The 22943-nt window shown below is 55.6% G+C and carries 14 protein-coding genes; 1 reads left to right on the plus strand and 13 read right to left on the minus strand.

Features of this window, described 5'->3' with window-relative positions:
- Positions 1–35: 35 nt before the first annotated feature.
- On the plus strand, positions 36–1325 hold the full coding sequence (tyrS, locus tag KK078_RS08295; protein ID WP_254089789.1) for a tyrosine--tRNA ligase: 1290 nt from the start codon (positions 36–38) through the stop codon (positions 1323–1325).
- Positions 1326–1412: 87 nt separating this feature from the next.
- On the opposite strand, the gene KK078_RS08300 is transcribed toward tyrS, so the two are convergent.
- The 13 genes from KK078_RS08300 to thyA form a co-directional block, all read right to left on the minus strand.
- A complete protein-coding gene (locus KK078_RS08300) occupies positions 1413–2003 on the minus strand; it encodes a porin family protein (RefSeq protein WP_254089790.1) in 591 nt (196 codons plus the stop codon).
- A gap of 176 nt (positions 2004–2179) precedes the next feature.
- A complete protein-coding gene (locus KK078_RS08305) occupies positions 2180–2758 on the minus strand; it encodes a porin family protein (protein WP_254089791.1) in 579 nt (192 codons plus the stop codon).
- 99 nt (positions 2759–2857) lie between these two features.
- Entirely contained in the window at positions 2858–3472 is a 615-nt protein-coding gene (locus tag KK078_RS08310) for an outer membrane beta-barrel protein (RefSeq protein ID WP_254089792.1), read from the minus strand.
- 479 nt (positions 3473–3951) lie between these two features.
- Positions 3952–5958, minus strand: a complete 2007-nt coding sequence (locus tag KK078_RS08315) for a urocanate hydratase (RefSeq protein WP_254089793.1) — start codon at positions 5956–5958, stop codon at positions 3952–3954.
- Positions 5955–6722, minus strand: a complete 768-nt coding sequence (locus KK078_RS08320; RefSeq protein WP_254089794.1) for a patatin-like phospholipase family protein — start codon at positions 6720–6722, stop codon at positions 5955–5957. The genes KK078_RS08315 and KK078_RS08320 overlap by 4 nt, the downstream gene beginning before the upstream one ends.
- A gap of 12 nt (positions 6723–6734) precedes the next feature.
- Positions 6735–7568: an MBL fold metallo-hydrolase gene (locus tag KK078_RS08325; protein WP_254089795.1), complete on the minus strand. Its 834-nt coding sequence runs from the start codon at positions 7566–7568 to the stop codon at positions 6735–6737.
- 6 nt (positions 7569–7574) lie between these two features.
- Entirely contained in the window at positions 7575–8522 is a 948-nt protein-coding gene (locus KK078_RS08330) for an acetyl-CoA carboxylase carboxyltransferase subunit alpha (protein ID WP_254089796.1), read from the minus strand.
- Between the two features lie 171 nt (positions 8523–8693).
- On the minus strand, positions 8694–16652 hold the full coding sequence (locus KK078_RS08335) for an Ig-like domain-containing protein (RefSeq protein WP_254089797.1): 7959 nt from the start codon (positions 16650–16652) through the stop codon (positions 8694–8696).
- 356 nt (positions 16653–17008) lie between these two features.
- Complete coding sequence (locus KK078_RS08340; protein WP_254089798.1) at positions 17009–18709, minus strand: sodium:solute symporter; 1701 nt, start codon at positions 18707–18709, stop codon at positions 17009–17011.
- On the minus strand, positions 18706–18831 hold the full coding sequence (locus KK078_RS30410) for a hypothetical protein (protein WP_262898624.1): 126 nt from the start codon (positions 18829–18831) through the stop codon (positions 18706–18708). Before KK078_RS30410 ends, KK078_RS08340 begins: the two co-directional genes overlap by 4 nt.
- Positions 18832–18843: 12 nt before the next feature.
- Positions 18844–21348, minus strand: coding sequence for a PIG-L family deacetylase (locus tag KK078_RS08345; protein ID WP_254089799.1), 2505 nt, complete (start codon positions 21346–21348; stop codon positions 18844–18846).
- Between the two features lie 99 nt (positions 21349–21447).
- Complete coding sequence (locus KK078_RS08350) at positions 21448–21909, minus strand: hypothetical protein (protein ID WP_254089800.1); 462 nt, start codon at positions 21907–21909, stop codon at positions 21448–21450.
- 102 nt (positions 21910–22011) lie between these two features.
- On the minus strand, positions 22012–22806 hold the full coding sequence (gene thyA / locus KK078_RS08355; protein WP_254089801.1) for a thymidylate synthase: 795 nt from the start codon (positions 22804–22806) through the stop codon (positions 22012–22014).
- Positions 22807–22943 lie beyond the last annotated feature (137 nt).

Below are 22943 nucleotides of genomic sequence, written 5' to 3' on the forward strand. Positions count from 1 at the left end.
TTTTCTTTTCCCTATCTTCGCCCCAAAATCTGGTGATGAAGAATTTTGTAGAAGAGCTTCGCTGGCGCGGCATGGTACACGACGTGATGCCGGGCACGGAAGAGCAGCTCAACAAAGAAGTTACGGCCGGCTACATCGGCTTTGACCCCACGGCCGACTCCCTCCACATCGGGCACCTGGTGCAGATCATGACGTTGGTGCACTTTCAGCGGTGCGGGCATAAACCCGTGGCCCTGGTAGGCGGGGCGACAGGCATGGTGGGTGACCCTTCCGGCAAATCGGCCGAGCGCAATCTCCTTTCGGAGGACGTGCTGCGTCATAACGTAGACTGCGTACGCAAACAGCTCGAGAAGTTCCTGGACTTTACCGGCGGCGCCAGCGGTGCCGAAATGGTCAATAACTACGACTGGTTTAAGGAGTTCCGTTTCCTGGACTTTATCCGCGACGTGGGTAAGCACATCACCGTCAACTACATGATGGCGAAAGACTCCGTGAAGAAACGCCTGGAGGGCGAGAACGGATTGTCGTTTACCGAGTTTACGTACCAGCTCGTGCAGGGCTATGACTTCCTGTGGCTGTACGATAATAAGAATTGCAAGATCCAGATGGGCGGCTCCGATCAGTGGGGCAATATCGTGACCGGCACGGAGCTGATCCGTCGTAAGTCGGATGGTAACGCATTTGCCATGACGACCAAGCTCATCACGAAGGCCGACGGCACCAAGTTCGGCAAGAGTGAAGGCGGTAACGTGTGGCTCGATCCGGCGAAGACTTCGCCTTACAAGTTCTACCAGTACTGGCTGAATGTGTCGGATGAAGATGCCAAGAACTTCATTCGCATCTTTACCCTGAAAGAGCGGCAGGAGATCGAGGCGTTGATCGCCGAGCACGACCAGGCGCCACAAGAGCGTAAGCTGCAGAAAGCATTGGCGCAGGATATCACGATCCGGGTACACTCGGAGGCCGAGTATACAAAAGCCATTCAGGCGTCTAACGTACTGTTTGGTAACTCTACCACGGAAGATCTACAGGGTCTGGATGAGGGCATGTTGCTGTCGCTCTTCGAGGGTGTACCGCAGACAAGCATCAGCCGTACGGACTACGACGCCACGGCTACGGTTACCGATCTGCTGTCGGTTGCCACGGGAAGCCTGGTGTTCCCATCGAAAGGTGAGGCCCGCAAGATGATCCAGGCGGGTGGCGTGAGCATCAACAAGGTGAAATTGACGGATCCCAATCAAAAGGCTTCGTTCGATCTGCTTCAGAATAAATACCTGATCGCGCAAAAGGGGAAGAAGAACTACTATCTCATTACTGTACAGTAGCAAGTACACGCTCCTGATAAAACGAAAGACCGCCCCGGGAGGCGGTCTTTTTATTTTAATCCTTTTAATCCTCCTACAATGCGGTTACTACTCGCCACCGAAGAGCTTGTAGCCCAGGGACAGTTGGATCACACCGTTCTTAACGTCGAAGTCGTCATCATCAGCAATATTGCTGAGGCCGATCGTGTAACGTGCCGTAGCATTTAACTTGCCGAAGTTCACACCAGCGCCGACGTTGAAACCCAGGTCGGTGCTTTTCAAGCCGTCCTTGACATCTTCGCCATCGAGCTCATCTACATCCGACTTTGTTTTGGCACTCATCAGAAATCCCAACTGCGGGCCTACGTGTATGTTGGCCGGACCGAAAGAATACATCAAGCTTACGGGGATTGAGATGTAATTTAAGTTGGTCGTAACATCTGCCTCGTCCAGCCCATCCATGTCGGTATATTTATATCCGACAGAATTGAACAACAATTCCGGTTGGAGCGATAAGGCGTCCGAGAATGCGACGTTTACGTAACCACCCACGTGAAAGCCTACCTTCATATCCGTGTCTTCCACATCACCGTTTACATTGGACAAGTTCACACCTGCCTTTGCACCTACGCTGAGCTGAGCAAAAAGTGTCGCAGTGCTAAATGCCACTGCCGCAACCGTAAAGAATAGTTTTTTCATAAAGGAATTTTATGGTTTAAAAAATAATAGTCGAATTTCCATAGAACCGGGCATTAATGCAAACGTTTGAACATCTATTTAATCGACGATTCCTGTTTATACAACAAATTCACAGTCCACAAAAAAAGCCTCTCCGTACAACGGAAAGGCCCTATCATGTCGATACTTTCTATAGACTACTTACCCAGCTTGATAAGCTTATAGCCCACGGAGACTTGCCATACCTGGTTCTTGATCTTGCTCAGGTTAGGATCATCGTCATCGATCTTGCTTAAGCCGAGGTTATACCGCGCGTCCAGTGTCAAGCCGAAGGGAAGGTCCCAACCGGCACCCAACGCGAGGCTCACGTCGGAGCTTTTTACGGCGTCTTTAACATCCTGATCTTCGATCTCGGCGCGCGACAAGAAGCCGAACTGCGGACCTGCCTGCAGGTTTATACCGGCGATGGTATACAGTTTCACAATGACGGGAATGTTGATGTAGCTGAAGTTCGCATCAAAATCGCCGGTGTTCGTTTTAATCTTACTGCCCTGTTGTGAAAACAGGATCTCGGGTTGGATACCGATCTTGGTCAGTTTGATCAAGCCGAAGGCGCCGAAATGATAGCCGGTACGGTTCTCAAATGTTCCTTGTGGGCTTGTACCGTCGAGCTTCGCAAAGTTAGGACCGGCCTTAATACCGATGGCCAGCTGTGCCTGTGCAAAAGTGTACATCGTTGCCAGCAGGAAGAATGAAGTAATGATGATTTTTTTCATAATCAGTTGGTTGAACAAGTCTTTCCACAACAAAGATAGTGCCTTATACACTAAAAAACCTCTCCCGAGGGAGAGGCTTTCTTATTGCGTAATAATTCACTAGTTACCAATGACATAGCGGAAACCGAGGCTCGGGTTGAACGAATCAACACCGAACACGAACTCTGATTGCTTGTCGTCATCAAAATCAGAATCGGTATTAGGATCGTAAGATGTGTACGAGATTCCACTTAACTGGAAGTCGAGTGACCACTTGTCGCTAATGAAGTATGCGAAGCCGGGCGACACGCGGAAACGGAACATGCTCGCTTTCAGCTCGTCGCCGCCGTCCGGGTCAACTTTCTGTGAGCCAAAGCCAAGCGCACCTTCGGCGAAGAAGGCGAACTTTTCGTTCGGTGTGAACATATAATAACGCGCGAAGGGTTCGAACAAAAATTCAGTCACCTTGTATTCGCCGCCGAAATCATCCCAATTCTCCCGGTTGCTGCTGGAAAATTCAAGGTTAAGACCAACGGCGAAATCATCGGCAACGAAATAGCCGAAGGATGGTGTGAACGAAAATGTGTTGTTTGTTGCATCGTCGCCCCCGGTCTCTTGTTTTTGTGAATTATACCCGATACCACCGCCGAGTAACATGTTACCCGCTGTTGTCTGTGCTTGTGCATAGCCTGTTATGCCTGCGGCAAAAATGCAAATCGCGAAGAGTTTTTTCATACGTGTTTTTTGTTGTTTAGATGTATAAATTTATTATCCCAACTATACGAAAACCATTCGTATTGGTTACTGTTGAGTACCTTATTTAGCTCAGATCTCCCTCCTGGAAGTGTCAAACGTAGTCCATTCGTCTCCCCTCGCCGTCGGTTGATCGAGAATATTGTGTGCTTATGACCCCAAGGGCGACCGTTATGCAACGCGGTGATTTATAGCAAAAATTTACCACACCTGCACCGTTGTGAATGGCCTCCCCCATAATGATGGGGACGCCGGTTACTGCCCCCTACAATAGCGGAAGCCTAGGTAAGGAGTCAGTGATGCTCCGAGGTTAAACCTGCACTTGTCTGTGCTTGTACATAACCGGCGGCCAGCGCCAAGGCGCAAAGCGGTAAAAGTCTTTTCATTTTTTTCTCAGTGGTTAGACCGTCAATCTATAGTATAGATGTACGCTCTAACACCGAAAACCGTGCCAAAAAACGTTATTGCAACAAGCGGAGCAATTCGGGATCCACCGCATGCGGGAGCGTTACCTGCAAGGCATTGCCCTGTTGATCTATCCGGTTGATGGACGTGATTGCATGCTTATTACCGGCCCAGGCCCGACGGGCTATACCATTGTTGACATCAAAGAATAACATGGACCGCAGCCGGCGTTCTGCCTCTATACTGCCGTCGAGCAGCATGCCAAAGCCGCCGTTGATCACTTCGCCCCATCCCACGCCGCCACCGTTGTGGATGGATACCCAGGTGGCGCCGCGAAAGGAATCGCCGATCACGTTGTGTACGGCCATATCGGCGGTAAAGCGTGAGCCATCGTATATATTGGACGTTTCCCGGTAGGGACTGTCCGTTCCCGACACATCGTGATGATCGCGCCCTAACACTACCGGGCCGATGTGTCCTACACGAATGGCGTTGTTGAAGGCCAGTGCCAGGGCTATGCGGCCGGCGGCGTCGGCGTAGAGTATACGTGCCCTGGATCCCACGACCAGTTTATTCTGTTGGGCTTGCCTGATCCACTGGATGTTATCGTGAAGTTGTGGGTGTATTTCGGACGGCGCTTCGCGTAGCATGGCTTCCAGCACTTCTGCGGCCAGCCGATCGGTGGTGGCGAGGTCTTCGTCTTTGCCGGAGGTGCATACCCAGCGAAAAGGGCCAAAGCCGTAGTCGAAACACAGCGGCCCCATTATGTCTTGTACATACGAAGGATACCGGAAATTGATACCGTCGGTGGCCATGACATCCGCCCCGGCGCGGGAGGCTTCGAGCAGAAACGCGTTGCCGTAGTCAAAGAAATAGGTGCCGCGCGTAGTATGTTTGTGAATCGCCCGGGCATGCCGGCGCAAGGACTCCTGCACGCTGTCGCGGAATGCCGCAGGATCTTCGGTCATGAGCCTGCCGGCGTCTTCGAAGCTCATGCCCGCGGGATAATAACCACCGGCCCAGGGGTTGTGTAAGGAGGTCTGATCCGATCCGAGATCGATGTAGAGCTGTTCCTGATCGAATGTCTCCCATACGTCCACGATATTACCCTGATAGGCGATCGATACAACCTCTTTCTTTGCTTGTGCTGTGCGTACACGTGCGCATAAGGCGTCAAGGTTGTCTATGATCTCGTCTACCCATCCTTGGGCGTGGCGCTTTTCTGTCGCCTTACGGTTCACTTCCGCCACTACGGAGATGCATCCGGCGATGTTGCCTGCTTTGGGTTGTGCGCCGCTCATGCCGCCGAGGCCGGAGGTGACAAACAGCTTACCGGCCAGCCCCTCTCCTGCCCGGCTGATCATACGGCCGGCGTTGAGTATGGTGATCGTTGTGCCGTGTACAATGCCCTGCGGGCCGATGTACATATAGGACCCGGCGGTCATCTGTCCGTATTGTGTTACGCCCAGGGCATTAAATCGCTCCCAATCATCCTGCCGGGAGTAGTTGGGGATCATCATGCCGTTGGTGATCACTACGCGGGGTGCTTCGGGCGACGAGGGGAACAGTCCCATGGGGTGGCCGGAGTACATGTGCAGCGTCTGCTCGTCGGTGATCGTCGACAGGTATTGCATCGTGAGCCGGTATTGGGCCCAATTCTGAAATACCGCCCCGTTGCCTCCGTAGGTGATCAGCTCGTGCGGATGCTGGGCGACGGCGGGGTCCAGGTTATTCTGGATCATGAGCATGATGGCGGCGGCCTGCCGGGACTGCGCCGGATATTCGTGCAGCGGCCGGGCATACATGTCGTAGTCGGGACGAAAGCGATACATGTAAATTCGTCCGTAGGTGATCAGCTCCTGGTAAAATTCCGGCGCCAGCACGGCGTGGTGCCGTGGATGAAAATACCGCAGGGCATTTTGCACGGCCAGCTTTTTCTCGGCCGGTGTGAGTATATCTTTCCGCCGGGGCGCATGGCTCACGGTGGGGTCATACGCTTTTGCCGGCGGCAGTATCGCGGGAATGCCTTCGCGTATCTGCTCCTGGAAGGAACGTGTGGTCATATGGCTTTTTTCTGTTGGAAGTCGGCTGCCGTGAAATGCTCCCGGGTAAACTCGTACCCGATGGTAAACAGCTCGCGCGCCCGTCCCAACTCAAAACCACTCACCTTTCCTACTTCGGGCGGCTCGATCAGTATATCACACAGTCCTTTGCTTTCGGTTGTATTGCCGTTGATCGCGATCAGCAAGCTGCGCTCGATCACGTTGCGGAAGTTCTTTGCGTCGAACTCGGTGCCGATGTGATTGCAGTGCGAGCCGATCAACAGGTCGCATTCCTTGCGGATCTGCGCGGCCGGCATGTTATCCACCAACCCGCCGTCGACATAGGTCTTGCCCTGTATGTGTACGGGGTTGAATACGGCCGGTACACAACACGATGCGAGGATGGCGGGGATCAGCTCGCCGGAACGGAAGTAGTCGGCGCTTCCGCGGCGGATGTCGGTGGCTGCGATGACGAGCGGCAGCTTCAATGCTTCGAAGGTATTTTCGGGTATAAATTTCTGGAGTATCGTGCTCAGCCCTTCGAGGTTCAGGAGCCCGGTCATCGTCCAGGCCGGCCGTATCGAGCGAAAGAAGCTTGTCGCCAACACGGTTTCGAGGATCTTATCGGGCGAATAGCCGTAGGCATAGAGCGCGCCCACGATCGAGCCGGCGCTGGTGCCGGCCACGCAGCTGACCTCTACGCCCATTTCTTCCAATGCCTTCAATACACCGATGTGAGAAATGCCTCTGGCGCCTCCCCCGGAAAGAACTACTCCGATCTTCATGCTGAAATTGTTTTAGCGGATGTCCGCCAGCGAAAATGTCTGATCTACCCGCACGCCCTTCTCGGTACGTTTTACTGTACAACATTCGTGCAGGGGATCGTGCTCTAAAAAAAGTATATAGCCGTGGTCGGCGGCTTCGTTTAAGAACGCGTCTTTTTCTTCCATCGTCAGCAACGGCCGTGTGTCATAGCCCATGACATAGGGCAACGGTATGTGGCCGACGGACGGAAGCAAGTCTGCCATATACACCAATGTCTTGCCTTTATACCGGATCCTGGGGATCATCATTTTGTCGGTATGGCCGGAGACGAACAGGATATCGAACTGCGGAAGAGTGGCTGCGGACTCTACAAACTTCAGATGGCCGCTTTGCTGCATCGGCTCGATGTTCTCGCGGATGAAGCTTGCTTTTTCGCGCGGATTGGGACGGGTGGCCCACGTCCAGTGATCGGCGTTCGACCAATACGTTGCGTTCCTGAACGTCAGCTCCAGCCTGGCATTCTCGTACCGCACGCCGCCACCGCAGTGGTCGAAGTGCAGGTGCGTCAGGAACATATCGGTTACGTCGCTTTCTGTAAAGCCTGCTTTTTGCAGCGAGCCGATGAGCGAGTCGCCGCCGTGCAGGTGGTAGTGACTAAAGAATTTTTCGTCCTGCTTGGTGCCGATGCCGTTGTCGATGAGGATCAGCTTGTTGCCATCTTCGATCAACAGGCAACGCATGGCCCAGGTACACAGGTTGTTTTCGTCTGCGGGATTGGTCTTTTGCCAGAGGCTCTTGGGCACGACGCCAAACATGGCGCCGCCATCGAGTTTAAAGAAACCGGTGTTGATCACATGGAGCCTCATGCCTGGCTATTCGCGGACAACCCCCATCGAACAGAACTTATCAATGCGTTGCTCCACGCGTGCTTCGGGGCTGATCTTTTGAAGCTCGGCCGTCGTTTCGAGGATTACCCGTTTTACTTCGTCGGCCATCCATTTTACGTCGGTATGGGCGCCGCCCAGGGGCTCGCGGATGATACCGTCTACCAGCTTGAGCGTCGACATGTCTTTGGCAGTGAGTTTCAGGAGCTCGGCAGCCTGCTCTTTGTAGTCCCAGCTGCGCCACAGAATGGTGGAGCAGTTTTCGGGAGAAATCACTGAGTACCAGGAGTTTTCCAACATCAGTACGCGGTCGCCGATACCGATGCCCAGCGCACCCCCGGAAGCACCTTCGCCGATGACGATACAGATCACGGGCACTTTCAGGCCAAACATCTCTTTGAGGTTGCGGGCGATCGCTTCGCCCTGACCACGCTCTTCTGCCTCCAGGCCGGGAAAGGCGCCGGGGGTATCGATAAAGGTGACGATGGGCTTGTTGAACTTCTCGGCCATTTTCATGAGGCGGAGTGCTTTGCGGTAGCCTTCGGGATTTGCCATACCGAAGTTACGCAGCTGGCGTTGCTTGGTATTCCGGCCTTTTTGCTGACCGATCAGCATAAAGGCCTGTCCCTCAATGGTACCGAAGCCACCTACCATGGCCTTGTCGTCGGCTACGGTGCGGTCGCCGTGAATTTCGATAAAATCAGATGTGATCTCATAGATATAATCCAAGGTGTACGGGCGATCCGGATGCCGGGAAAGCTGTACCCGTTGCCAACCTGTCAAGTTTTCGAAGGTTTCTTTCTTCAGGTCGATGATCTTTTTTTCGAGTGCTTTCACAGCTGCTTGTACTTCCTTGTCGCTGTCGCTGGCTAAGCTCTGCATGTCCCCCAATTTCGCCTCCAAAGCAGCGATCGGCTTTTCAAAATCCAATAGCATATAGTGGTTTTTGTCGGCACAAAGTTAAAAGGATTGTGAAATATCGGTAACGAATCACCGGAAAAGTGCGGATTTATCAGAAAAGGGTTATCCCGGGGGAAAAAGAAAAGTGGAAGCGCTCCTGGTTGAGCGGCTTCCACTTTTGAAGCTAACGGTTATTGCGGTTATCGGTTATTGTTTCAGGAATTTCCGGATCTCACGTTTTCCGGGACCATACTGGATCTGTATAAAGTATACTCCTGTTGTCAGGCCCAGCTTGCCGGTGCTGATGCTATAGTCACGGAACTTGTCCGCGGCACCTTGCTCGTGGAACTGTGCCACTCCACGCGGATCGAGGATCGAAAGTCCAACAGGCCCCTGGATCTCGGCAGGCAGGCTGATGTGCAGTACGTCTTCTACCGGTACCGGGTATACCGACCATTTGCCCGCGGCGCTTGTCTCTTCGACAATCGCTACGCTTTCCGGCGATGCACCCCGCGCACCAGCGCTGGCCGTTGCGACACCATTGATGACGGTGAAGTGAACCGTAATAGACTCCCCTTCTACGCCCAGGCCATTCCAGTTGGTGTACGCGGTTGCCGTCAGCGTATACTCGCCTGGTGTTGCCGGCCAGGGTACGTCGATACCGTTGCCATTATAGTTGCCATTCATGACGAACGGCTCAGCATTGTCTACGCGGAAGAACGCACCGTTCAACCGGAACACGATACTGCGCGGCAGCGGACCGCTGAAGTTTGCACGGATGTTGATCCCTTGAAACCGTGGTCGGCTGATGTCGATCACGCCACCGTCAACCAGGTTGGATACTTTGGGACCGTTGTTCTTTACCACGTCGAAGTCGGTCACGTTGGTCGGGTTGTGCAGGTGGAGGAACACTTCCTTCACGGGGCTGGCATAACCACGGCCTCCGCTGCGTGTGTAGGCGCGCGCCTTGATGCTGTGCTCCTGGCCGTCGAGGTAGAAGATCAGCGGGTAGAGGTCATACGGTGCGGTGTTGTCCAACTTGTATTGGTTGGTGACATCGTTGTCCCAGAAGCGTACGCTGCCCACCGTGGCCGGGTTGGTGTTGGCCCGCAGGGCATAGAGCTTAAACTCCGGCCGCGATGCATCCAACCACAGGCTGTCGGTGAAGGTCGTTACTACCTGACCGGTGCGGGTGTTGATCACGCTGAAGCTTTGCACGCCGTATGATACGACCGACAAGTGGAAGATGGCCGAGTCGCTTGCGCCGCGGGCGTCCGTCGCCCGTACCCACAGGCTATACTCACCCTCCTGTCCGGCGGCCGGACTGATGGTATAGGTGGCGGTGCCGTTACCCGAGCTTTTCCATGTTACGAAGGAAGGAGCGTCGAGCAGCTGTACCGTTACGACCGAGTCGTCTTCGTCGGTGGCGGTGAAGGTCACGTCTTGCGAGGTCAGCGTGGCGACCACGGCGGTATCGATCGGAGCCAGTACCGGCGGTACATTGTGGAGTACCGTCAGCTCAACCGGGATAAAGATCGGCGAATTGTCGGGGTCGTTGCTGGTCAGCCGCAGGCTGTCGCGGTAGATACCGGCGGTGACGTCTTCGGCATTAAATGTTACCGTTACGACGGCGCTGCCGCCCGGCGGCACGGTGCCCGAGGCCGGTGAGGTTGTGAGCCAAGGTGCTTCGGCGGGGCCGTCGAAGATCGCGATGTCGTCGACATCCCACGTTGTGCCGGTGGTCTCGGCAAGCGAGAGCAATACCACCTGCTCGATGTTGCCGGCGAAGCCCAGGCCGGAGAATACCTCGGTACCGTCGATGTAGATGGTAAAGTTGTTGGTTGCCCGTTCTATGTCGATGCGCAGCTCAAAGTATCCTGACGGCAGCGTGGTGGCCACGGGTTGGAACGAGCCGTTGCCGGCGCCGTCGCTTACCAATGCGTAGGCGCTACCATCGGACAATACGCGGAAGCGTGTGTTTACAAATTCAGCGGTGGGCGATTGCGGAATCACTTCCCAGGTCGTGCCTATGCTGTTGTCGAAGTTCAACTGCACCGACGTCGACGAGATCGGGTCCGTGCCGATCGCGACTTCGGGCGGGAAGGCCAATACCTGGCCGCTGCCGTCAGCCTCTGCGTGGATGTGGTTGGTGCCTTCATGGGCGTTGCCTGTACCGACATTCCACACGTCGCGTTGCGTAAACCAGCCATCCTGGCCATTCAGCGTACCGATGTTGAAGCCTTCAAAGCCCGTGGCGTATTGAATGACCGATGCTTTTACGGCAGGGCCACCCGGTGACAACGCCCGCAGGTCGGAAGCGGATGCCGCCAGGGACGACAAGGTTTCTTTGCCTGTGGTGATCGCTTTCACGGCGGCCGGTGTACGCGCCGGCAGCGGGGTGTTGCCAAAGGCGTAGCGCAGGGTGCTGACGCCGCTGTTGCTGATCGTCAATGTCTGCGTGGCTTTTTCGCCTACATACAATTCCTGGGAGAGCGAATCCGGTGTAACGGAGATGTCGGCCGGTTCGCGTATGGTCAGCGATGCAACGATGCCTGTCAGTGTATCGGACGGCGCGTTGCTCGTTACCAGGATGCCGGCTACATAGAAGCCAGGTCCTGCGGCGGTGCCATCAAAGTGTGCGGCTACGTCTACGGACTCTCCTACCGGGATGGTTCCTGCTGCCGGTGCCACAGTCAGCCAGGGACGGGAGTCGCGTAAGATGACAACGTCGTCGATCTGCGCATACCAGTCCCAGTCATCGGTATTCGGATCGTAATAGTGCCACCGCAGGCGGAAGGTAGAAGCATTTTGCAGGTACTCTTCCAGCAATACGGTTACAAACTCACCCGGGAGGTCGAGCAGTGCGCCATGGTCTTCGTTCCAATGTAAGATATTGGTCCAAGCGCCGCCGTCTACTTGTATATCCAGGTCGAGGAAATCGAGGTTCAGCAGGTTCTGATAATTGACATTGTATTGTACGGCAATGTCTTTGTAGCCGGGCACGGTAATGACCGGCGTGAGCAGCTCTGTATCGAACTCCACGAAGCCGGCGGCGTCGCTGCTGACGGTAGCGGCCTCGCCGGTGCCGGCATAGTTGCCTTCACCATAGTCGGCGGCGAACTTCCAGACTACATCCGTACCGGCATTGTCTACGACCGTCCAGCCTGACGGCGGGAAGCTGGCACCTTCGAAGTGCTCTTCCAGCAGGGCTGTGCCGGCCAGCAACGTGATGTTGTTCCGCTGTTGTTTTGTTTCGACACGTGACGATTGTTTATCGCGCGCGGCTTTGTCGGCGATACGCTTGTCTGTTGCGTGGTCTTTAAACCGGGTGGCTTTCACCGCGGCCGGCATCTTGCCTTCTTCTACCACGGCGCCGATCACCTGCAAGCCATACTCCAGCGGGTTGCCGCCGGTATTGGCAATGTGTATGTATTGCGTGGTGTCTTCTCTGTAATCTACGACTGCTTGCAGTACGGTCGGGTCGACCTCGATGGCCGGATCACCGACGATCGTCAGGGTCGCGGGTACTACCAGGCGTGACTCGCCGGCTGCGATCGTGATGTTGGCAGTGTGTACGCCGTAGGGCAAGTTGTCGGATGCGAACGTTACGTTGATGGTTGCTGTACCGCCCGCGGGAATTACGCCCGATACCGGGGATACAGTGACAAACGTAGGCGCGTCTTCTTTTACGCCGTCGAAGATCCGAAGGTCATCTACATCCATTACGGGGCCGGCGGTTTCCATGAAGGACAGGATCGCCGCTTCTTCTACGTTGCCGGTAAAGCCCTGGCCGGTAAAGATCTTCGCATCGTTGATGTATAGATCGAAGTATGCAGAGTCGCGGTCTACCTCGATGGTCACGTCAAAGTATCCGGTCGGGTATGACGCGGCCGCTTGCACGTAGCCACTGGTTGTCAGGGCGTAGATCGCACCGTCGGCGCTAAACTCGACGCGGGTGTTTACCAGCGCCGCGGTGGGCGACTGCGGTATGATCTGCCACGAGGTGCCGGCACCGTCGATGCTTACTTTCGCAGTGACGGTCGATTTCTCTTCGGTGCCTATGCCTACGTTCGGGCTGATGGACAACGATTGTCCCATGCCATCGGCCAGACCGCGGAAGTGTTTCGCTCCGCTGAAGGGATTGGCTTCTTCGACGGTCCAGTTTGCAAACTGGGCGCGCCAGCCTTGCTGGTTGTGTATATCGCCTACCGTGAAGCTTTCAAAGTCGGTCGCATATACTTGCCCGGACAATTCTACGGCGGCACGGGCGGCTACGGCACTGCCCAGTGTCAGGGCGCGTGTACCGGTGCGGTCGGGTGCTTGTTTTGTGATGGCCGCTTGCCTGAGCTTATCTGCTTTGCCGGGCCCTTCTGCCCTGGCCGCTGCGGCGGCGGGCTGTCCGGGTTTCTGTATGACCACTTCGGCCGATGCATTCAGGGCGGAGACGCTTACCTGGAAGGTATGATTGTCGGGGCCGTTATTCTTCAACGTGAGCGTGCGCGTAACGGTCTGCTCACGTTCCAGCTCTTCTTCCAACGAGGTCGGGTCTACGGTAAACTCCGGACCGGTAGATGTCAGCGTTGCCGGTACGGCTACGAGTTCCTGACCGGGTACATTTGTATGGATGTTGATCGACGCGGTATATACACCGGCTTCCAGATCGGTGGCATCGAACTCCACTTGCAGGTTGAATTGCGCGCCCGGGGCTACTATACCTTGTTTGGGCGTTACGTCTACGAACGTCGGGCCTACGAGGTAGGCAATGGCGTTCTGATAGAGCGTCGGCAGGTCGCCCGACCAGCCGATGCCGCTGCCGTCACCATAGGTCGGAAGCATGTTGAGGGCTACGACGTTGTCGTTGGCTGCCACCAGCAGATCGCCGTTGTCCCAGTAGGCCACGGCGGTGGCGCCGGGTGTCAGGCCAACGTTCTGCACATAGCCGAGATAGTTCAGCGTGCTGACGCCGGCGAGCAGCGGATGGCCCGGCGCGGGGATGTCTCCCAGCGTTACATCCAGTACTTCGTCGGTTGTTGACGGTGTGAACGGTCCGTAGTTTTCGGTAATGAACCGGCCCGTCATCTGCCAGGCGTCATAGGAGTATGCAAACTGGTTTACGATCACGTGGCCGCCACCGTCGACATAGTCGGCCAGCAGGTCACCGATGACCGAGGGCTCTACCCCACCGGCCGCCAGCCACTGTGTGTTGTTGGTTGTGAATACCACATCGTAGCCTTGCAGGTCGGCCAGCGTGATCGACGCCAGGTCGGCTGCGGGGTATACATCGGCTTCTACGCCCGGGAAGTTGTCAAACAATGTTTCCATGTCTGTGACATCCAGGTCGGGTGTAACGATCAGCACGCTCTTCGATACGGCCAGCGGCTGTACGGCCCGCGACCGCAGGATCACCTGCTGTGAATATTTACCGGGCGTGGTGGCGCGCTGTTTCTGCGCGGCCGCGGACCGGCTTGCCGACTTTGCCGGCAGCGTGATGGTCTTTACGGTGCGGGTGGTGTCGGGGGTTCCGCCGGTCACTTCTACCGAGAAGATGAGGTCGCTGGCACCGGTGTTGGTAATGGTGAGCGTTTGTGTCGAGGTCTTATCGGTATTGAGCGTTTCGCTCAGCGACGTTGGCGATACGGCGATGCCGGGAGCTTCCACGCCTTCGCCGAACAGCCATACGGTCAGCTCGGCGTGTGCGGAATCATTTGTCAGGATAGACAACTGACCGGCTGCCGCTCCGAGGCCACTGGGTTCGTAGGTTATCGTTATCGTACTGGACCGGAACGGTGCGATGAGCAGGGTGTCGATCGCCGACACGGTAAAGTCGGGGTTGTCTGATGTGATCGCGTAGATCGTCAACGGTTCGGAGCCTGCGTTGCTGATCTGTATCGTGCGCTGGGCCGAGCCTGTTTCGAATACGGGGCCGAAGTCTACGCTGTCAGGTTCCACGGCTGCGATCGGCGCGCCGTTGCTCGTAACATTGAGCGTAAGCGCTACCGTGACCGTGCTTTCGTCGGGATCGTTGCTTTGTACCAGTAAGGATTCCTGATAGGTGCCGGTCAGCAAGTTCGCGGCGTTGAATCCGACAATAACAAATGCGCTATCGCCGGGGGCTACCGAGCCTGCTAACGGCGCCGCGGATGCAAATCCGGGAGCATCGGGCAGAGCGATGGTAAAATCCAGCGGGCCCTGGCCCTGGTTAAAGACAACCAGTGTCCGTTCTGTTGTGCCGGCTGTTTGCAGGTCTACTGTAAACGCGGTGGGCGCAACGAGTATCTCTGGCGGCAGATTGGTTGTGCCTTCGGCCACATTGGAGAGCGGCGATGTATTACCAAAGAAGTCTTTTGATTTGATGGCAAAGTAATAGTGTGTACCCGGCTGGAGGCCTGTTACTGTAAAGACCTCGGTGCTGTCGGTCAATGCCGGCGTCGGGGGATCGGGTACGGCCGTTGCCGCCTCGAAGTTCGCCTCGGTAATGGGCGTTGTGGCGTAACGGATGTCATATGCCGTGGCGGCATGATTGCCCGAGTCTGCGGGGGCGGTCCACGTTAGTGTTATGCTGGTGATCGCGGTTGACTGTACGGCCAGGTCGTCGATGGCTTCGGGGGCCACGTCATCACTGAACTGCAGGGCAGACAGTGCGTTCAGACGACCGGAGCCGAGCAGGCCGGCGAAGTTGGGGTTGAGCTGGTCGATGGGGTCAACAAACTGTGTAAGTCGCTGACGTACGACCTGCGGCGTAAGGCCGGGGCCGCCGAACCTGGATATCAGCAACGCTGCCACGCCCGATACGTGCGGGCAGGCCATGGATGTGCCCTGGAAGAACGCATAGCCTCCGCCGGAGACAGTGCTCAACACGCCCTTGGGGTCGTTGTCGACAAATGTTTCACCGCCCGGGGCGGCTATGTCTACCCATGCGCCGAAGTTTGTATACCATGCTTTTTTATCCTGGTTGTTCAGGCCGGATACGGCCAGTGTGGGCGCATAAAATCCAGGGTACCAGTTCTGGTTCTGGTTGTCGTTGCCAGCGGCAAAGATCACGATACCGCCGTTCATCGGTCCTACCTGGTTGCCGTTTTCGTCGCGACCGGCTTCTGCTATAAAATAGTCGATCCCGTCGAGGACGACCTGATCAAAAGCATCGGGATCAACGTACCCCCAGCTATTCTGTGAGATCACGGCGCCATTGTCCGCACCGTATACATAGGTATCTTCAAAACCGCCGTTGGCGGTTGCTCCGAACGCGGCGAGGCTCATGACACGGACGCCATCGCCGACACCGCTACCACCGGCCACGCCGGCTACGCCGACACCGTTGTTGGTCACGGCGGCGATCGTACCGCTGGTATGGGTACCGTGGTCGCTCGGGGCGATCGTGCCGGTATCATCGCCAAAGCCGTAGCCGTTGATGTCGTCTACGTAACCGTTGTTATCGTCATCGACCCCGTTGCCGGGGATCTCATCTACGTTTACCCACATGTTGGCTGCCAGGTCGGGGTGGTTCACCTGCGCGCCACCGTCGGTCACGGCGACGATCACATTGCTGGAGCCGGTTTCTATTCCCCAGGCTTCGAACAGGCTAATGTCCGAACCGGGCGTGCCTCCTGCCTGGCCGGTGTTGTTGTAGTGCCACTGACTGCCGAGCAGCGGATCGTTGGAAGGACCGGGAAGTGTAGCCCGCGCCAACGTGTTTGGATTTACACGCACGGGACCGAAGCCAGGCTTGTCGGAGCCAATGATCTGCTTCTTGCGTACGGCTTCCGCGTACTCGATCTTCTCGACGCCGCGATATGCTGCTATCGCGGTTTGTACGGAGACGGATTTATCCAGTTGTATTTCATACCAGCGGTGCAGGCCATAACGACGGTGTTTGGCTTCAAACTTACCGGCGGGGCGGAATACGCGTTTGATACTCGTTGCCCGGAACTGCAGGGCGGCCCGGTCAAGCGACTGGATACCCGTAACCACTACGTTAGCCGAGCTCTTTCGGATCTGCGCCCGTTCGAGCGCCTGCGCCAGGTCTTCCGTGACTTTAATACGGAGTATACCTGCTTCGACAGCGGCCCCTTGCTGGGCCACAACTGTGAGGTTGGAAAGGAACACCAACCCTAACACGATCATGCATAGCCATACAGACCGATAATGAAAAGCGTACATTTGCTTCATCAGAGATAGGTTATTTAGAGTTATACAATAAAGTCTACTCAAGACCGGGCTCTTCGGACTCTCTGATCTCGCCGCACGTAGTCTAACACATCTTTAAAAAAAAGACCGGTATGTTGTGATTCAAGAAGATCTAATTAACAGCTGGTGGTTTGTTCTAACGATCGAATCACGTGTGTGAAGTAATAAAAAATAAACTATATATCCCGTACAACGCGGCACTTATTTTTGGATTCTACACGTATGCGTTTGAAAATTTTATAAGTGGCAACGTCTAAACCTTATTTTTCAGGTGCCTTATTGGGTATGCTATACATTTATAATGAGCGCCGTGGAGAACACAACGTACACACCGGCTATTACGCCGAATGTGTACGTTTTGCGAATACCTGAAAAATAAGGGAAAGAATGATCACGACGCCGCAGCCGATCACATTATATAATAGAAAGGCTATTTCTTCGCGGAAGCTATAATAGCAGAACAACACCACGCCTTCGGCAATGATCGCCGCCCAGAACACTGCGTTTGCCTGTACGCGCTTCAGATAAAATGCTGTGAGGAAGATGCCCAGGATGGTGCCATAGAATAAGGAGCCTACAATGTTTACAAACTGAATAAGGTTTTCGGCGAAGGTTGCCAGCATGGCAAAGACCATGGCCAGGAGTGCCCACAACACGGTGAAACCCTGCGATGCGCGCAGGTAGTGTTTTGCGCTGGCTTCTGCTTTTAACGAGCGTTTATAGATGTCGACGGTCGTGGTAGAGGCCAGGGCGTTCAATTCGCCTGCCATGGACGACATGGCTGCTGAAAAGATCACGGCCAGCAGCAGGCCGATGATGCCGTTCGGCAAGTGTTGTAACACGAAGTTCAGGAAGATATAGTCGCGGTCCTGTACTTTGGCGCCGGGCACGGCCGTAGCGATCGTTGCCCGCACCGAGTCGCGCAGCACGCGTTCGCGGGCTTCGAGCCCTTTGACTTCTTCTTTGAGCACGTTTACCTGCGCGTCGTCGTCGTGATGAATGGCCTCTACGAGGCGGTCGACCGATTGACGTTTTTCTGCGTACAGCACATCGTATTGCTGCTCGTAGGCTTGCAGCTGCCGCCCCTGCGGTGTCTGCATGGCCCGCTCTTTCAACACGACGTTGTGAAATACGGGGGGTTGATTAAAGAGATAAAATACAAAGACCAATACTCCGATGAAGAGGATCATAAACTGCATCGGGATCTTTAACAGTCCATTGAAGATCAGCCCGAGGCGGCTCTCGGTGATGGAGGTACCCGTGAGGTACCGCGATACTTGTGATTGGTCTGTGCCGAAATACGAGAGGAACAAAAAGGTACCGGCAATAAGACCGGACCAGATGTTGTAACGATCGTTGAGGTTGAACTCGGTATTAATGATGTTCATTCGTCCCAACGAGCCTGCCAGTTTTACGGTGTCGGTGAAGGAGACCTGTTTGGGCAGCATGGTATAGGCCAGGATGCCTGCGAGGATCATGCCGCCCATGATGACGGCCATCTGCTGACGCTGCGTCAGGCTGACGGCTTTTGTGCCCCCGGCGGTGACATAGATAATCACGAAACCGCCGATCAGCATCGTTGTGAACGGTGTGGGCCACCCGAGAATGGTCGACAGCACCAACGCCGGCGCGAACAGTGTAATGCCCGCCGAAAGCCCTCGTAAGATCAGGAACAGGATGGCGGCGAGCAGGCGTGTCTTCAGGTCGAACCGGCTTTCGAGATATTCGTAGGCGGTAAATACTTTAAGCTTGTAGTAGATGGGCACCATGGTAATGGAAATGATGACCATGGCGATGGGCAGTCCGAAGTAGAATTGCAAAAAGCGCATGCCGTCTTCGATGGCTTGCCCGGGTGTGGACAAGAACGTGATGGCACTGGCTTGCGTGGCCATGATGGATACGCCCATCATCCACCAGCGCATGCTGTTGTCGCCTTTCAGGTATCCATCAATGTTCTTATTACCCCGGGTCTTCCATGTGCCGTAGAGCACGATGGATAGCAGCGTGCCGAATAAGATGCACCAGTCGAGCGTATTCATAGGAACAACCGGGTTAGCCAGGAATATACCAGGATCTGGATGGCGAGTACACCGAGTACCAGCCAGTACCAGGTGCGCCAATGTTTAAATACCGGGGGTCTATCCGGCGTGGTGGGGCTCATGATCGTAACGGATTATTTTTGTTTCTTTCGTTTGGATCCTTTGCCGGCTACCGGCGCCGCGGGCTTCTTGCCCAGGGAGACCAGGTTGGCAAACAGGCGGTATGCGCCGGGCACGCCTTCGGGCAGCTCGCGGAAGAACGACAGGCCGGTATATACAAAATACCCGTTGCCATATTGCGCCACGAGGAGGCTTCCGTTCTTCGGGGACGATTCGCCGGTATCATTCATGGACAGGATCGCCTCATAGCGTTGATCCCAGGGATTGGGAAAATACAGGCCCCGCTCCTGCACCCAGCCGGCGAAGTCGGCCTGGGTGATCTTGTTCGGTGTTTGCATGACGCGGTGGTCGGGTCTGAGGATGGTGACCACGGCATCTTCTTCGGTCACCCGGTCGCGGGAGATCGTCAGCGGATACGGTGCGAGCACGCTGGCATCTATGTTTCCCGGTGTGTTATATTGGGTGATCAATGCTCCGCCTTGTTGTACATACTGTAAGAGTACGGGCATGTAGAATTTGAGACGCTCTTGTGTATTCCAGGCGCGGATGCCCAATACTACCGCATCGAGGCGACGCAGGTTGTCGGGTGTGATCTCTTCGTGCTTCAGTTCGAGTACATCGTAGCCCATGACGCGCAACGCGGTGGGGATATCATCTCCCGCGCCTTTGATGTATCCTACTACCGATCCGTTCTTCTTTAACGCCACGCGTACGAGCCGGGCTTCGGCGCGTGGCAGCAGTGTTTGTGTCGGTATATGATCGTATTGGATGCTCTGCAGGCTGCGGTCAAACGTGCCGGCTTTGTCGACTACGGCAAAGGCTTTCAGTGTTTGCGTTTCCTCGACGGACGACGGCGACACGCGGAATGATACTACCTGTTCTTCGCCCCGGAATGCGAGCTTAAAGGGAATGCTGCCGGGGGTAATCTTCCACCCGGCGGGGGCCTCGAGGCGTAAGGCGCCCTGCACGGTGCCGTTGCCGGTCGCTACCAGCGTAACGTTTACGGTACGCGATACTGTATCGGGAAAGATCAGCACGGAGTTGCTCAGCGTGACCACCACGGGCGGCACCACCTGGAACGGCCGCGACAATTCTCCCCGGGAAGGGTCGGTCCATTTATAGCTCAATGGACGCGTGATCGTGAACACCTGTCCACCGACAGTATACATGACGGAGACGCTGACAGCGGGCGGATTTTCTGCCTGGCCGATCAACCGCGGGTCTTGCACGGTAAAACGGCCGATGCCGTGTGGCTCTGACAACCAGTAGGGCGACGAGAACTCGCGTGTTTTCACGGTCTTCGTTGTTTTGATATTTACCTGCGCATTGTTCTTCAACGGTATGGAGCACGTCGAGTCAAGGCCGAGGCCGCGCGCGACGATGCGTACGACCGATACCGCCGCCGAGGAACGGTTTACCAGCTCGAGCGTGGTCCGCACGGACTGGCCGGTAGCAGACTGATAGGTATTGGCAGTCGCGTCGACATATAACCCGAGGCAATCCTGAACGAGCTGTTCTACTTCGTCCAACTTGCGGTCGCGCCACACGCCGGGCGATAGCTTCAGGATCTCCTGGCGGATCTGCAGTAATGCGGGTAGACTTTCCGCCGGTGCTTCGTGCCGGAAGCTTGCGATGGCTTTGTCGACCAATGGCTGAATGCGTTCGCCGCCTGGCAGGCGGGTCCAGGTTGTATTGATGCCTTCGAGTATATCTTTTTCGGCACGCTGGCCTTTTACATACTCCAGATACTCCGGCTGATCGCCGCGGGTGCCGGCCGAGCCAAAGCCCTGGCTGCGATGCTGGCTGCGACTGATGGCGGCGATCTCGGTGTACGACATGCCGAGCAGCGGGCTATACCCTCCTACCGGCAGCGTGATGACGCCGGGTGTATTTTCGTTGATGGATGTATTCCACCAGCGACCGGTATTGGTATATAAACGTTTTACCTGCCAGGGTCCCTGCCCGGGATATTGATCGGCCCGGGCGGCGGCATCAAACCCTTTCTCGGCAAGTATAGCCGATGCGGTATGGTGACCGTGGCCGGCACGTTCGTCGGGCGGGAAACGTGTGATGATGACATCGGGCTGATATTGCCGGACGATCGTCACGACGTCGGAAAGGATCTCTTCTTCGCCCCAGATCTTGAAGGTCTCTTTGGGCGATTTGGAAAAGCCGAAGTCGTTGGCACGGGAAAAGAACTGCTGCCCGCCGTCAATGCGGCGTGCGGCGAGTAATTCCTGCGTGCGCAGCACGCCTAACTGGTCGCGTATCTCGGAACCGATCAGGTTCTGGCCGCCGTCGCCGCGTGTTAATGACAGGTATGCCGTGGTGGCCAGGCGGTCGTTGGCGAAGTAGGTGATCACGCGTGTGTTCTCATCGTCGGGGTGCGCCGCCATATACAATACCGAGGTCAGCACGCCCAGCTTTTTTAAACGCTGGTGTATGCGGGACGCATCGGGTTGCTGTTGGGAAAAGACGGAGACCGGTAAAAGGAAAAAGATAACTATAAGTCGCTTCATTCGGTGGAATATGATTGGACCAAAGGCTCAAAAATACGAAAGCAAGATGCTACGATCCACGCGGAAGCGTTGTTAATGAAATGTTATTTATAGAAGCGGTTATATTTTGCCCCGGGGTTCGCCGTTGATCCGGAAAATACCATTCTCTTCAAAGAAGATCACTACCCGGCTGGTGACCTCACGGTCCCGGGTCATGAAGTAGATGGAATATGCGTAGCCGTCGGGGTGGCCTTTCAGGTCGTCGGTAAATCCCAATGTCAGCGGCAGTGCCATGCCTTCGGTCACTTTGCGCGACATTACGGTCTCGCCCATGCCGTCCTCCACCCGCACGCGTACCTCGCCAGGATAAAGCCGGAGCACTTTAAAATCGACTGTTAAGAAAGGTAATAATGACGGTGCTTGCTGGATGTCTGACCGGAGGCTGCTATAGCTTTGCGCGAGGGGTGCTGCGTGTCGTGGTTTGAGCTCAAACTTTAACCTGGCTTCAAAATCATCGCCGGCTCTGTAGGGAACATCCTCAGGCAGTGTGAAAATCAGGAAGGCAATGCATAACCACTTCATTCCGCAATCGTTTTCGATTACGGTTATAACGTGAGATCTGCGCAAAAAGGTTCGTGGAATTTCCCGGATTTACATTCGGTGTAAGGTACCGGGTTTCTATGTTTAAACAGCCACGGGTGCTTTGATGGCGGGGTGTGCCTGGTAGTCGACGATCTCGAAATCTTCGAAGACGTAGTCGAAGATCGAGGCCGGCTTGCGGGCGATCCTGAGCCTGGGCAGCGGTAGCGGGGTGCGTGTGAGCTGCAGTCGGGCCTGTTCCAGGTGGTTGGTATACAAATGCACGTCACCGCCGGTCCAGACAAAGTCGCCGGGCTGCAGGTCGCATTGCTGGGCGATCATTTCGGTGAGCAATGCATAGGAAGCAATATTAAAGGGCACACCCAGGAAGAAGTCGGCGCTGCGTTGGTATAGCTGGCACGAGAGCTTGCCGTCGGCCACGTAGAACTGAAAGAGGGCGTGGCAAGGCGGCAGGGCCATTTGGTCGACTTCGGCGGGATTCCAGGCGCTTACAATGTGCCGGCGCGAGTCGGGTTTTTGCCTGAGCTGCTGCATGAGCTGTGAGATCTGGTCGATGCGGCGGCCGTCGGGTGCCGGCCAGCTGCGCCATTGGCTGCCGTAGACGGGGCCAAGCTCGCCGTTCTCGTCTGCCCACTCATCCCAGATCGTTACTTTGTTGTCGTTCAGGTACTTGATGTTGGTGTCACCTTTCAGGAACCAGAGCAGCTCGTGTATGATGGAGCGCAGGTGAAGCTTTTTGGTCGTTACCAGCGGAAATCCCTCGGAAAGATCAAACCGCAGCTGGCGGCCGAAAACCGATAATGTGCCTGTGCCGGTTCTGTCCGTCTTCTTCGCGCCGTTCTCGAGGATATCGCGCATCAGGTCGAGGTATTGCTTCATAGGGATTGTCTGTCAAGAATGCGCAATATACGACCGGGGGTGCGGGTGGGAAAGGATTACATTCTATTTCGGTGTATTGTTGGAATGGGCATAGGCGTGATGTGGCCGGGGTGATTGTATGGTTGTGCAGGTTACGA

The sequence above is a fragment of the Dawidia soli genome (assembly GCF_018598185.1).
Lineage (GTDB): Bacteria > Bacteroidota > Bacteroidia > Cytophagales > Cyclobacteriaceae > Ohtaekwangia > Ohtaekwangia soli.

What these genes read in the sequence shown, in the direction of transcription:
- tyrS (WP_254089789.1), top strand. Translation starts at nt 36, where the DNA reads ATGAAGAATTTTGTAGAAGAGCTTCGCTGGCGCGGCATGGTACACGAC.
- KK078_RS08300 (WP_254089790.1), bottom strand. Translation starts at nt 2,003, where the DNA reads ATGAAAAAACTATTCTTTACGGTTGCGGCAGTGGCATTTAGCACTGCG.
- KK078_RS08305 (WP_254089791.1), bottom strand. Translation starts at nt 2,758, where the DNA reads ATGAAAAAAATCATCATTACTTCATTCTTCCTGCTGGCAACGATGTAC.
- KK078_RS08310 (WP_254089792.1), bottom strand. Translation starts at nt 3,472, where the DNA reads ATGAAAAAACTCTTCGCGATTTGCATTTTTGCCGCAGGCATAACAGGC.
- KK078_RS08315 (WP_254089793.1), bottom strand. Translation starts at nt 5,958, where the DNA reads ATGACCACACGTTCCTTCCAGGAGCAGATACGCGAAGGCATTCCCGCG.
- KK078_RS08320 (WP_254089794.1), bottom strand. Translation starts at nt 6,722, where the DNA reads ATGAAGATCGGAGTAGTTCTTTCCGGGGGAGGCGCCAGAGGCATTTCT.
- KK078_RS08325 (WP_254089795.1), bottom strand. Translation starts at nt 7,568, where the DNA reads ATGAGGCTCCATGTGATCAACACCGGTTTCTTTAAACTCGATGGCGGC.
- KK078_RS08330 (WP_254089796.1), bottom strand. Translation starts at nt 8,522, where the DNA reads ATGCTATTGGATTTTGAAAAGCCGATCGCTGCTTTGGAGGCGAAATTG.
- KK078_RS08335 (WP_254089797.1), bottom strand. Translation starts at nt 16,652, where the DNA reads ATGAAGCAAATGTACGCTTTTCATTATCGGTCTGTATGGCTATGCATG.
- KK078_RS08340 (WP_254089798.1), bottom strand. Translation starts at nt 18,709, where the DNA reads ATGAATACGCTCGACTGGTGCATCTTATTCGGCACGCTGCTATCCATC.
- KK078_RS30410 (WP_262898624.1), bottom strand. Translation starts at nt 18,831, where the DNA reads ATGAGCCCCACCACGCCGGATAGACCCCCGGTATTTAAACATTGGCGC.
- KK078_RS08345 (WP_254089799.1), bottom strand. Translation starts at nt 21,348, where the DNA reads ATGAAGCGACTTATAGTTATCTTTTTCCTTTTACCGGTCTCCGTCTTT.
- KK078_RS08350 (WP_254089800.1), bottom strand. Translation starts at nt 21,909, where the DNA reads ATGAAGTGGTTATGCATTGCCTTCCTGATTTTCACACTGCCTGAGGAT.
- thyA (WP_254089801.1), bottom strand. Translation starts at nt 22,806, where the DNA reads ATGAAGCAATACCTCGACCTGATGCGCGATATCCTCGAGAACGGCGCG.